Origin of the sequence: Paenibacillus andongensis (assembly GCF_025369935.1) — a bacterium.
Classification (GTDB): domain Bacteria; phylum Bacillota; class Bacilli; order Paenibacillales; family NBRC-103111; genus Paenibacillus_E; species Paenibacillus_E andongensis.
In genome coordinates this window covers 1,511,069-1,523,485 of the sequence record NZ_CP104467.1, presented here as the reverse complement: position 1 = coordinate 1,523,485, position 12,417 = coordinate 1,511,069, and the positions used below count along the sequence as shown (strand labels likewise).

General features: G+C 44.7%; 15 protein-coding genes and 1 riboswitch. Of the genes, 2 read left to right on the top strand and 13 right to left on the bottom strand.

Annotated features, from left to right (window positions below):
• Positions 1-16: 16 nt before the first annotated feature.
• Positions 17-463 (bottom strand): GNAT family N-acetyltransferase, encoded by a 447-nt coding sequence (locus NYR53_RS07065; protein ID WP_261304518.1) that lies wholly within the window; start codon positions 461-463, stop codon positions 17-19.
• 165 nt (positions 464-628) lie between these two features.
• Here NYR53_RS07065 and NYR53_RS07060 point away from each other — a divergent pair, with 165 nt between their 5' ends.
• Positions 629-1,348 (top strand): hypothetical protein, encoded by a 720-nt coding sequence (locus NYR53_RS07060; protein WP_261304517.1) that lies wholly within the window; start codon positions 629-631, stop codon positions 1,346-1,348.
• A gap of 135 nt (positions 1,349-1,483) precedes the next feature.
• Here NYR53_RS07060 and lepB read toward each other — a convergent pair whose 3' ends face one another.
• The 6 genes from lepB to NYR53_RS07030 form a co-directional block, all read right to left on the bottom strand.
• Entirely contained in the window at positions 1,484-2,032 is a 549-nt protein-coding gene (lepB, locus tag NYR53_RS07055) for a signal peptidase I (protein ID WP_261304516.1), read from the bottom strand.
• A gap of 26 nt (positions 2,033-2,058) precedes the next feature.
• Positions 2,059-2,706 carry a response regulator gene (locus NYR53_RS07050; RefSeq protein WP_047679491.1) on the bottom strand — a complete coding sequence of 216 codons (648 nt, stop codon included), beginning with the start codon at positions 2,704-2,706 and terminating at the stop codon, positions 2,059-2,061.
• Positions 2,707-2,764: 58 nt separating this feature from the next.
• Complete coding sequence (locus NYR53_RS07045) at positions 2,765-3,826, bottom strand: sensor histidine kinase (protein WP_261304515.1); 1,062 nt, start codon at positions 3,824-3,826, stop codon at positions 2,765-2,767.
• A 49-nt stretch (positions 3,827-3,875) separates the two neighbouring features.
• The gene (gene liaF / locus NYR53_RS07040; RefSeq protein ID WP_261304514.1) at positions 3,876-4,538 is read right to left on the bottom strand and encodes a cell wall-active antibiotics response protein LiaF; all 663 of its coding nucleotides are present in this window, start codon (positions 4,536-4,538) and stop codon (positions 3,876-3,878) included.
• Positions 4,539-4,711: 173 nt separating this feature from the next.
• Positions 4,712-5,344: a PspA/IM30 family protein gene (locus NYR53_RS07035; protein WP_261304513.1), complete on the bottom strand. Its 633-nt coding sequence runs from the start codon at positions 5,342-5,344 to the stop codon at positions 4,712-4,714.
• A gap of 27 nt (positions 5,345-5,371) precedes the next feature.
• Positions 5,372-5,662, bottom strand: coding sequence for a hypothetical protein (locus NYR53_RS07030; RefSeq protein ID WP_261304512.1), 291 nt, complete (start codon positions 5,660-5,662; stop codon positions 5,372-5,374).
• A 163-nt stretch (positions 5,663-5,825) separates the two neighbouring features.
• Positions 5,826-5,978, top strand: a riboswitch (cyclic di-AMP (ydaO/yuaA leader).
• A gap of 4 nt (positions 5,979-5,982) precedes the next feature.
• Between NYR53_RS07030 and NYR53_RS34335 the strand changes: the two genes are divergently transcribed.
• Entirely contained in the window at positions 5,983-6,771 is a 789-nt protein-coding gene (locus NYR53_RS34335; protein WP_290428988.1) for a stalk domain-containing protein, read from the top strand.
• 127 nt (positions 6,772-6,898) lie between these two features.
• Here the strand turns inward: NYR53_RS34335 and NYR53_RS07015 are convergent, their stop codons facing one another.
• The 6 genes from NYR53_RS07015 to NYR53_RS06990 form a co-directional block, all read right to left on the bottom strand.
• Positions 6,899-7,069, bottom strand: a complete 171-nt coding sequence (locus NYR53_RS07015; protein WP_261304511.1) for a hypothetical protein — start codon at positions 7,067-7,069, stop codon at positions 6,899-6,901.
• An 85-nt stretch (positions 7,070-7,154) separates the two neighbouring features.
• Positions 7,155-8,360: a DHH family phosphoesterase gene (locus NYR53_RS07010; RefSeq protein WP_261304510.1), complete on the bottom strand. Its 1,206-nt coding sequence runs from the start codon at positions 8,358-8,360 to the stop codon at positions 7,155-7,157.
• Between the two features lie 79 nt (positions 8,361-8,439).
• Entirely contained in the window at positions 8,440-9,450 is a 1,011-nt protein-coding gene (locus NYR53_RS07005; protein WP_261304509.1) for a CapA family protein, read from the bottom strand.
• A 216-nt stretch (positions 9,451-9,666) separates the two neighbouring features.
• Complete coding sequence (locus NYR53_RS07000; RefSeq protein WP_261304508.1) at positions 9,667-10,857, bottom strand: GNAT family N-acetyltransferase; 1,191 nt, start codon at positions 10,855-10,857, stop codon at positions 9,667-9,669.
• Positions 10,858-10,882: 25 nt separating this feature from the next.
• The gene (locus NYR53_RS06995; RefSeq protein WP_261304507.1) at positions 10,883-11,008 is read right to left on the bottom strand and encodes a hypothetical protein; all 126 of its coding nucleotides are present in this window, start codon (positions 11,006-11,008) and stop codon (positions 10,883-10,885) included.
• 128 nt (positions 11,009-11,136) lie between these two features.
• The gene (locus NYR53_RS06990) at positions 11,137-12,399 is read right to left on the bottom strand and encodes a molybdopterin molybdotransferase MoeA (RefSeq protein WP_261304506.1); all 1,263 of its coding nucleotides are present in this window, start codon (positions 12,397-12,399) and stop codon (positions 11,137-11,139) included.
• Between the last annotated feature and the right edge of the window lie 18 nt (positions 12,400-12,417).

The window sequence follows — 12,417 nt, the reverse complement described above, 5'->3', positions numbered from 1 at the left end:
TCTGCAGCCCTTTGTCTTATCTTCTTAATTTCTTACTCATTTTATAACAGCTTAACTCGGGAATAAACGAATGGATCTCGTAACCTTTGCGTAAGTAAAATTGAATCGCTTTAGGGTTGCTTTCATCAACAAAAAGTTCAGCCGTCATACAGCGTTCACTTTTCCCATACTCTTCGGCGACCTTCATAAGCTCATTCCCCCAGCCTCTCCCTTGCTCACGAGAATCGACGGCTAACATATCAATGAATAACACACTCGATTTGCGAATCATCGTGATGAATCCGAACGGCTGTTTATACCCTCTGGCCGTAACAAACGTTTTATTCTGATTCAGTCTCTTCCGTATTTCCGAAAATGTTACGGAACTACCTGTGTCATACAATCTAGAAAAGGGTACTAACTGTTCAACGACTAATCGATGGATAGCTCGATCGTCAATGGAAGCCAATCGTTTGCGTATCACTTGGCACCGCCTCCACAAGAAGCAATAATGCTATCTTATGTTGGCAAGACTGCAAATGACTCCGCTTAAATAGGCAGCTTTTTTCTCTTCTAACGAAGCAAGTACCAATTTACCCCAGTCCCTACGAATGCTATACTTGAATTAAGCGAAAATGAGGTGATCTCCATGATTTATGCATATCCCCCAATCACAGCTTTGAACAGCTATCAAACCCATAAAGACTACTACCGGGTAAGCGCGGTTAGCGGTATTGCCGGCGGTAAATCAAGTACCATTCGACGTCCTCTTGACATGCCTTTTGCAGAACTAGCCTACAAACAACATGCTCAGTCTGCAGCGAAAGACGTAGCCGAATTTGTTCAATCTGCACAGAATGTTAAACAATCAGCACAATCCTTAGTGGAGTCTCGACTTCCTGCCATTGCCTTCAAGGCAGCACCTCTTTCGTCAGAAGCTGATAGCGAATCCATCATTGAACCTATACGTCAATTCGTACATACATATAATGAATTTCAGGACAGTTTGCGGGATTCTCCCGAGTATTTGAATCGCTCGCTTCTCATCGGACTAGAGCAAGCCGCTAAGCCCTATTCTCTGAAAGAAATCGGGATAACAAAGCTGGACGACGGAAGCTTAGAACTCCAAGAAGATGAACTTCAAGATCAGATTAAGAACCATTCTAGCTCCGCGTTAAAAAGTCTTGGCAGCATTACAAACTTCGCCGCCTCGCTTTCTAATTCGATAGGACAATTGCAGCAATTGCCTTCGGAGTCGTTGTTCCAAATGTCTCGTTCACAACTCAAGCCTTACGGCCAATATCGATCCCAGCTCCAAGCTTATCTGCCGGTTCCGATGAGCGGATTACTGCTTGATATTCAGATGTGAGTGAATATTCAAAATATATAGCTCTTATGAAAATGACCTGGCGATGCTCAGGTCATTTTTAATTTCCTAACAACAAAAAAAACGACCCTCGAATGAGCTCATGCACATGCACGCTCATCCAGAGGGTCGCTTTCTTTAGAACAGCTTCTTACCTAAAACATGATCAAGAGGGATGTATCCGATCACTCTGCTATCCATACTATTATTTCGGTTATCTCCCATCACGAAAATATGATCGGCAGGCACCGTCCATTTCTTGTTTCCGTTGGCTCTCATTGCCTCGTTAATGTATGGCTCGTCAAGAGGCACGCCGTTACGATACATCTTGTCGTCCTTGAGCTCCAATTGATCTCCCGGCTTACCAATCACCCGTTTGATCCAGACATGTTTATCATCACCATTAGTAAATAAACTGAGCAATGGGCTGTCTAACAAGTCGTTCTTGAACGTTCTCTTAAGATCCACTCTGGAGTCGATAATCACAATATCCTCATAGTTAGGTTCATATTTAAACGTATGAGAAAGCTTTGATACATACACGCGTTGACTGTCATGCAGCGTCGGATCCATGGAATGTCCCATCACCTTCGTGGATTGGAACACGAAAACACCAAGAAATACGACTAAAATAAACGAAATGGCAATGGAACCAAACCAGCTCCAAATTTGCTTTAATAGATTCATTCGTATCGCTCCCTTGTGACTTTTTGCTATTCAGCCAAACCATGTTTAAAAGCATAGATGGCGGCTTGTGTTCGATCTTCTACACCTAGCTTGGCCAGAACATTGGTGACGTGAAACTTTACCGTTTTCACACCGATAAACAAATCATCTGCTAGCTCTTGATTGGATTTACCTTTGGCAATCAAGCGAAGCACTTCCATCTCACGATCGGTTAATTCCTCATGCGGTTCTGCTGCCGGCTTGGGCTGACGAAAGCGATTCATAATCTTGGAGGCAACTTGCGACTCCAGAATGGATTGCCCTTTAGCCGCTGCTCTGATCGCTTGAGCGATCTCGGAGGCGCGTGACGTTTTGAGCAAATAGCTGAACGCCCCAGCTTCTATCACAGGATACATTTTCTCATCATCTAAGAAGCTCGTCAACACAATGACCTTGCAATCTGGGTAAAGTTGCAGCAGCTTCCTTGTCGTTTCGATACCGTCCATGCCTTCCATGACCAAATCCATGAGTACGACATCTGGTCGATATTCCTGAGCAAGCCGAATGCCATCATGACCATTGCTGGCTTCCCCGACCACTTCAATACCATCCTCTGTCCCTAGTACGGCTGCAAGTCCGATCCTGACCATTTCGTGGTCATCGACAAGCAAAACCTTAATCAACGCGTCGTCCATTTGCTTCTCCTCTCGTTAGAAAACTATTTTCGCCTTGATAGAATATCTTTGATAATAATTAATTTTCAACCGCATACTCAGCAGCCAATATAGGCACACGAATTTCAATACGCGTACCTCGATCAGGCGCCGTAATAATATCCACAGAGCCGCCGATTTCATTAACCCGCTCCTTCATGGACACGATACCATATGATGTAAGCTTCTTAGCATCTAATTCAAATCCAACCCCGTCATCGCGTATCGCAAGCCGAACACCGTCAGGACGATGCAGCAGCTTCACTTCCAGCTTATTTGCCTTAGAATGACGCAGCGCATTAGAAAGCGCCTCTTGTACAATACGGAACAAATGATCCTCAATCCCCTTATTCAAGCGGATATCCTCGTCCATATCCCAAGTAATCGCCATGGGTACTTTAGCCGCAAGCTCCTTCAGAAGCTCGACAAGTCCTTCGGACAGTCGTTTCCCTTCCAGATGAATAGGTCTTAAATGCAGAAGCAAAGCTCTCATTTCCGACTGGGCGACAGAAGCCATCTCCTCGATGAGATGAATTTGCCGTTTAGCCTTCTCGAAATCTTTATCCAAGGTCCGCCCTACTGCTGTTGCCGTCATTGATATTGCAAATAATTGCTGGCTCACCGCATCATGAAGTTCTCGCGCCAATCGCTGTCTTTCTTCAATCACAGCAGAAAGCTTGGCTTTCTCCGCAAGCTCCGCATTATCATTAGATAAGCGCTGCAGGGAAGTAACCTGCTCTTCCCACCGTTTCATAATACGGCCTAACTGATCACCCAGGCGCCCGATTTCATCTTCCCCGTTCTGGAAGCCGCCGCGGGCAAACGTCCCTTTTTCGAGCAAAATCATCGTTTCCATCATCGGCTCCAGCCTCCGAGTAATTCGGTTGCTATTCCAGAAGCCGTACACAGCGCCAATGCCGCCTATTACCAAAATCGTTATGAATGTAAACTTAACGCCCTCTTGCCAGCTTGTAAATGGCACAATCAGATTGCGTGAATTCAAAAAATAAATGATCGCGCCAAACACAACGAAACTAAAGATGATCGATTCACTCATGCTGCGCCATATCATATTCGTTAATCGCCGTTTATAGCCGTCCAATTGGTGATGAACCTCCTCTAGATCATTACGCATGCCCAAGCGCACATTCTCACAATACTTTGATCTTGATATCTCCTACGATGTAAGAAAGCACAAGTTTCACGCGGTGATCGCAGAGTTCATAGTTAGGGGACTGCCAGACCAGCTTGTTCATAACCCCTGACTCACGCTCATTCGCAACTTGAATCTGCCCGAAAGAGATGGAAGCTGTGACAGCGACACCGATATCCTCCGGCACTTTGATATCTACATCTCCTACAATGCCTTGCAGGATGACCGTGGTTTCCTTTTGCTCCAAAATCGCAAGTGAAAGATCAATGTAGGTTTCTCCAATAATGTACCAAGTTGAACTGTTACGTAAAATCCAAGGCTCACGGCCTAATCGGACGCTATCCACCAATTTCTGCTTTTGCATATACGTGTCGTCTTTGTGTACTTGCTTAGATCGTATGAAAAACAAACCTAGCGAAATTAAGACAATAGAAAACACGATGGTAATATGATCACCGAATAAAATCACTGCCCCTATGCCTATCAGTACATAACCTTTGCGCTCTTTGCGTGAACGCACCCGATGAATGCCTAGCAAGATGAGGATTATGGCAAGAATGGGGAAAAAGCCTATCGTATGATCTAGAAGCAAAAAAAGACCGGCTCCAATCAGCACTAGTGCTGTATTGCGGTTACGGTTGCTTTTAGTTTCTTCTCCCATCGCTGCACCTCCTCTGGCTGACTTTTAAATTAGTTCATATAGATTCCTAGCATACCATAAGAATGGACGACCTCCAAGATGCAAATCCTTGCGCGGCAAGGCTTCCGCATGAATCATGGAGGTCAAGGGCCCCTCTGCGCCTACTTACTTGGCGCTGGAGGGATAACACGCGGCTATTTCTTGCCGCGCGGGTCAGTGTCATCGCTGGAGCGATGCTGCTGCCACTCCTGCTGGAACTTGCCGCGCAGCGTGCGCAGTTCCTGCTGAAGGTTGCCGCTGGCTTCCTTCAGCGTCTCTTGCGACAGGCGACCCGCTTCGCGGAGCCCCTGCAGCGCTTCCCGGCCGAGCTCGCGGCCGGTCACTTCCAGCTCGCGCCATGCGTCGCGAGCCTCTTTCTCGTGCAGCCCGCTGCTCGGCGGCTGCACCCGAGGCCCCTCGGCTGCGCGCCCCGCACGCAGCCCGCGCAGTTCATCCGCGAGCGCCAGGCACACATCCTGGCTGCCCGCGTACTGCGCGCGGTAGAGCTCGCAAGCGGCTTCCTCGCGCTGCTTCTCTTGCAGCGCTAGCCGCGCGAGCTCTTCATCGCCGGCGCGCATTGCCAGCTCGGCTTGCTCGCCGCGCAGCTGCGCCATCTCCTCTGCGTTCACAATGTGGCGTCGCAGCTCAATGGTTCGCTGCAGCGCCTCCTCATAGCGCTGTTCAAGCTTATCTATCACGCTGCCCCCCCGTTCATGTTGCTCAAGCTTGCTTGCCGTTTCTTGCCATGCAGCTTCAGCTATTTTGCCAATCCGATTCAATATATTCATGAAGTTACACCTCCATTTGCTTGAAAATTAATATTCATTTCGTTTCTTCAATAAATGAAATCCATACAACACTATACATACTGCGAAAGCGATCGCGATAAAGCCCGATAGTTTAATGGTCAGTATCAATCCGCCCAAGCCGGCAATAAACCATCCAATTTTCTTCCCATTCTGAATGCCTACATAGCCTAATCCAAGCAGAGCTGCCGGGAATAACAACCCCATTAAATGAATGTGACCACCAAACTGATGCAGACAAATAAGTAAACCTGCTGTGATTAAAACCAAAGCCAACCCTTTAGATCGATCCATACTCATTTTTGCTTACCGCCCTTCACATATTCTTCATGCTTCTATCGTACCTGAAACAGATAACCGTCAAAACGGACTCGCGACTGTTTTTGTACCTAGACCTAAGTCTAGTACACTCTAAGACCTCCATCCATATTTTGGTCGTTGTCCCACAGAGCCTCGAATGCTAAACTATTTGAAGCCGAGTCCGGTGCACAGACAAAGTGCCGGTACGGGGGACGATTTACATGGGGTGAATATTTGCTCTTCAAAAGAGCAGACTAGGGAGAACCTTCTTCCCGAACCCGTCAACTAACCTCGAAGGCTCATTGAAGGAGGATTACCAATTGCATACAATTACTAAAGGGTTAACTAGCCTTGCTGTGTCTTTAACAGTGTTGGCAGGAGGCTTTCTTTCCCCATTTTCGGCGCATGCTGCAGAGATGGATGTGAAAGTGCAAGTCAATGATGAGCTCGTTCAATTTCCGGATGCTCAGCCATTTCTGGATGATAATCATGCTACCCAAGTACCGATTCGTTTTGTAACGGAGAAGCTTGGTTATGATGTGAAGTGGCAAAAAGAAGGCGATGAGATCAAAGTCACGCTAAATAACAACAAACATTCGATCACCTTAGTATCGGGACAAAAAGAAGCCAAAATCGATAGCACCCCTGTCGAGATGGACACACATGCGGAATTCCAAAACGGACGCGTATACGTGCCTCTTCGTTTCCTAAGCAAAGCATCCGAAATTCCTGTTCAGTGGGACGCTAGCAGCAAAATAGCTATTCTAAGTAAAGATGGCAATCAGCATAAGCCAGATTATGAATTATTTCAATCTACTGCCTATTCAGCAGATCCTTCTGAAAATGGCGGCTACGGAGCTATGGATTATATGGGTAATCCATTAGGTATTGGAACCGTTGCTGTAGATCCCTCTGTGATTCCTCTAGGGTCTAAGCTCTATATAGAAGGTTATAATTTCAACGGCCTTCCTGCAGGCGGCATGTATGCTTATGCAACAGATACAGGCGGTGCAATCAAAGGCAAACGTATTGATATCTTTATCCCAGGATCTAAGCAATCTTTGCAGAAATTTGGTATCCAAACCATTAAAGTGTACAAACTAAATTAAACGGCTTATAACAAAAAAAGCTTGGTTTCTGAGATGTACTTCTCAAGAAATCAGCTTTTTTTATTTAAGGTGGGAAAAACAGAAAAACTGCTCTCCCAAAAGTGCTAGAAGAGCAGCCTGTTGTTACTTAAACTTGATTTTTGGGAATACCATTTAAACTTGGGACGAAATCATCGGCATTGTGGCTCGATAGCGTTTGCGCCTCTTCAGTAAAATTAGCGTTATTCTGCTGATTTTTTTTCTTATCTGCTCGGTTATCTTCGCGGTCATACTTGGGATCGGCTTCATTTTTGGGCATAGCGTTCACCTCCATTGTCTCATAGTTAGTATGAGGAGGAGGCTTGCATTTTATCCCAGTTATCTGGAACTGGCGTCGTTCCTTATCATACTGAACTACCCTCGAGGGTTTTTGTTTTTCTTGCCGCCATATGCTCCATTAGGAAGGCAACATACGTTTCGTCCCGAACTAACCAAGCTGCATAATCTCTTTTGACATAACGTTCCGCCTCTTCGAAAGTACTAAAATGTTGGTTGGATAGGGCCCCATCCACATCGACTTCCCACTTGCCTCCTGAAGGAAAAATAAACACTTGTTGTTCATTTCTATTCTCATAAAGGGATCCATAAACAGAATTTTTCGTGTTAAATGTATTTTTATTCGCATCCGCGCGAATGGGCTCCATCGGAAATGGCTTTGCTACATACCACTGATAAGCTTCTTCTGTCATTGAGCAACCGGAAGCTTTAGCATGGCCCCCTCCTCCATAAAGACCCGCAATTTCCGAGACATCGATGTGATCGTGAATCGTTCGAAAGCTTATCTTCTTACCGCCCATATTCATGATTGCGATATAATCCAGATGAGGATTTTCTTTGCCTAGATCGTTTCCAAGTTCAGAATGATAGGATTCCGCATGAACGATGCCTACATGATGATCATTAATACGGGAGTGGATGATTTCTCTCTTTTTTCTGCGCACATAGCGTTCGATTTTTTCTTCTTCCATATCCAAAATTTTTTCTTCAAAGGGATCGAATGCAAAGTTCTCACTTTGCTGAATGCGAGCTACCATTTTTTCCTCAAATTCTTCGATGGAAATTAAATAAAAGAGATCGTTTAATCGCTTGGCCTTCATGTATTCATTCTGTTCCCATTCCCAAGTATCATACTGACGGACCAATTCGACGAATTCATCTAATCCCTTCATCGGCTTCAACAATCCGTTCTGGATCAGATACTCATAGAATAGAGAAGTTGCAGAAGCGAGTTTTCCATCTTCATACGCGATCTGAACCATTCCCCACGAATATTTGTTTAAATGAAGTGAGGTTTTATGATGATCAATAAGTTTTACTTTCCCACCCGATTTCGCAAACTCGTTAAGTCCTTGTTCATTCGTTTCATCCACGGATAAGTCGGTGATAAACAAATAGCTCTTTTTTCTTGATTTTTCTAAAAAGCGCTTTACTTGTAGATTCAACCCTCCGACAGAGTTATATCGAATTTCTACCTTTTCCCCGAATGCTAATCGAGCTATTATACCGCAACCTACTCCATCCAGATCATTATGAGTATACAAATGATACAAGGACACACCCTCCTGTTAATGATTTCCATTAACGTGCCCTTGATCAAGTCACTTTATTCGGTGTTAATGGTACCAATCATTATATCCCCTTCAATATTTTGATCGAATGCTCTACCATTTTTTTTATTCGTTCTCGCTGTTTTTCTTTCAAATTTGGATTGTTTTCACTCAGCGCTTCTCGAATTGGGATAACTTCGGTTTTTTTACGACCATTTTGAAGTTTTCGATGCACCAATGTCGGAATATAATGAATCCCGTTTATGCTTATTTTTCCTTCATTATCTTTTTTGACATTAATATTAAGAATAATGCTGCTCTGTGTGTTGTGGTTATTCTTTAATTTAGTAGATATAAAATTACCTAACGAATAAATAACGAATTGTTTCTTCCCTCGAGAGTCTAACGGTTGAAGAACATGCGGGTGCGATCCCAAAATAATATTCGCTCCATGTTTAAACAAATGTTTGACCAATTGCTTCTGCTGCAAGTTTGGAGAATGATGGTATTCATTTCCGAAATGCAAATATACGATCACCAGATCTACCTTTTTTTTCAAATTATGAATATCCTGAACAATTTTTTTTGTTCGAACTAGATTAACCAACCATGGTTTACTTTTTGGTATAGGAATACCGTTGAGCCCATTTGCATAGGAAAGGATTCCGATTTTTATACCTTTGATATCTTTGATGAGATATTCCTTGGACCCTTTTGCGGAGTTAAATGTACCCGTATGATGAATCCCATTTTGATCTAAAATCCGCAACGTTCGAAGCAAACCTGCAGCGCCGAAATCCATACAATGATTATTTGCCGTTATTAGTACATCGAAACCGGCTCTCCTAAGGGCTGGAGCCAGTTCATCCGGACACTTGAATAATGGACCCTTCGATTTTTGGCGTGCACTTCCCTTTTTTCCGGCAAAGGTGGTTTCGAGATTTCCGATCGTCAAATCCGCTCGTTTCAGATACGGAGCTACTTTTTTTAAAAGAGGGTCAAATACATACGTTCCGTTAGGCTGTTTGGCATCAGAGATGATGTAACGTTTTACCATAAGATCTCCAACAGCAGCTATCTGAATTTCAGTCAAAACCATCCGCCTCCTCTAATTTTTCATTTGCCCTTGCTTGATTTTCTAGATATATGGAATCCGCTCCTTGCACCTTCTACTCTTTCCAAGGATAAAGTATTCATAAAAACAAGCAGAAGTGTGGGTTTGAAATCAAAGATACATCGAACTACTATACGAAAGCACAAAAAGACGGCCCTATGATTTTTACCACAGGTACCGTCTTTTTTTTATCTTTTAAAAGAAATCCGCTAAATAGGTTGTCCGCCGCGGAATGGCAGCTTCCAACCGGCTAACAAGTTCATCAGAGCCTTGAAGACGCTCGATCCGGGCCATGAAGCCTGCTTTCTGATAACCCATGAACAAAGCCGTCAAAGTCTGTATGTTACATCGAAGTAGTTGATCCTCTTCAGGTATTACATCTTCAGATAACTTCGCTACGACAGCCGCCTTCCCATTGTCGGTAAACTCTAACCGGTAAACGCCTTCGTTCCAATCTGCATGACTGTCTGAAATATGTAGATATATGGTTTCCGCTCCTTCGCGAGCTTCAAACACATACTCCGTCAGAAAAGCTTCTACATCCACAATTCTCGCCGAGAAATAAGTAATCTTCTCTTGTTTGAACTTTGGATCGTGCACCAGAAACGGAAGCCCATCATCTACAGGTGCTTTCACTTCGACTTTAGTGATCATCGAATCATGATCTGCAAGGAATTTCCATATGCCGCGTCTTGCTTCCTCGTCAAGAAAAACCAACTCATGGATGGTCGCCACCGAGTCCTTTACTTGGTAAAATACATAACCTCGCTGTTCCCCTTGAGCGTTTGTATAGACGGCAGCTGTGCCCTTTTTAAATTTCATATAGCGATTATTCCACCAGTCCGCATCCCGCTCCATCATGCCATTGTATGCTTTTGCAAACTCAGCGTAGATTGGATTCAGAATCTCTTCGCTTTTGGCTACACGTAAGATCGAGCTGCCCTCTGCGGCTTGAAACTTGGGAAGCTTATCGACAGGAATTTCATATTTCAAATAATCCACGTAGATTTCCCAGCCATATTTACGATAAAATTCAAACTTAAACGGCGCAAGAAAGGAGATCGTCTGCCCCTGCTCTCTCATTGTTTTAAGCGCTTGAACCAGCAGCTGTCCCACCATCCCATTGCGTCTGTACTCAGGCCATGTGGCTACGCCCGCAATACCTCCCATCGCGAAGCTCTTCCCGTTAATCCAAGTCCGGAAGTTAAGTAAGGTAAGCTTTGCGGCCATATTGCCGTCAACGAAATAGCCCCACATTTGATTAGGATCTGTAGCGCTTATCCGCTCTGCCCTTTCCTCTTCGGTAAGCTCATACTGAAAAGCAAACTCAGATAGAGAAAAACTCTCTAGAATCTCCTCTTGTCGTAATTTACGAATTTCATTCATCTCAAATCACCTCATTTCGAATAGATCAGCTTTTCAATAAAGCGGCAACCAGAACTGACTTTCCTCTGGGCATGACACCATGAGCATCGAGCTCTAGTGTAATGGCAATCGTGTCATAATTATTCGGATTAAATGTGTAATATAACCTCATTGAGGTAAGGATACATGAACATTCTCGGTTGGTAAAGACATTATGGAAGTCCGCATTAATTGTACCCGTATAAAATGGCCTACCTTCAAAGACTTCTTAACGGAAGTTCAGCGATAGGTAGGCCATCTTTATTTTATAGGATAAATAATCACGCGTTCATCTCTTACGAACCCCTTACCTCCGGCAGGTAAATGAATCAAACAATCCGCATCTTTAATAGAAACCATAATACTGGACTTATCGATACCTGATGGCTTAACCTTCAGACACCCGTTGTTGTCCACCTGCGTCGTTCCTCTGACATAACGCGGGTAAGCGGAGCCTTTATCATAATCAACGTCCAACTTAGCGGTGATCGCTTCCGGATAAGGTAAGTGACACCCGGCCATCGCTTGAATCAGCGGTTTGGCAAACAGTTCAAACCCAACGAATGAGGCACCCGGATTACCGGATAAAGCTAACAATAACCGATTGTTCCATAGAGCTGCACTTGTCGGAGTGCCTGGACGCATGGCCACTTTGTTGAACAGCAGTTTGCCCTCAAATCGATCAAAGACATCAACAAGAACATCGTAATCGCCAACGGAAACACCGCCAGATGTAAGAACTAAGTCGACTTGGGGCAAAGTTTCCTGCAGCGCCGCCTCGACCTCTTTTACATCGTCCGATAGCGCCTGCATGATAACCGCAGAGCCCCCAGCAGCTTCCACCTGCGCCGCCAGCATGTAGCTGTTACTGTTGCGAATTCGTCCCGGTTTCAGCGCTTCTGCCACATTCAACAATTCAGAACCAGTTGAGAAAATGGCGACCCTGGGCTGCCGATAAACAGATACTTCTGAGTAGCCGAAAGTGGCTAATATCGCCGCTTCGCCAGGACCAATCTGTGTTCCTCGCTCAAGCAAGATTTCCCCTAAACCGATTTCACCGGCTATTGGCGTTATATTGCTGGCTGCGGGTATGTTTTTTTTGATGCTCACATCGTAGGAGGTCATTCCTGCATCTTGCAGGGAATCCGTCATCTCCAGCATAACGACAGCATCCGCACCATCAGGAACAGGAGCTCCTGTCATAATACGAGCAGCCATACCAGATTGGATGGTAAGCTCAGGAACCGTTCCGCTAGGAATTCGCTCTATAACACGCAATACAACAGGAGCTTCTGGTGTAGCTTGCTCAATATCCTTCGAACATACGGCATACCCGTCCACACCTGATCTGCGAAAATGGGGTACCGGATGATCGGCATAGATGTCCACGGCCAGCCTTCTACCGAAAGTGGAAGATAGCGGAACGGACTCTATAGGTGTGTGTTTAACGTGTTCGAAAAGTAGGCTTCGGGCTTCCTCAACCGAAATCACTTTACGCCCAAATTTAAGTTTAGTATCGCTCACAAACGTATGTTCCTCCTA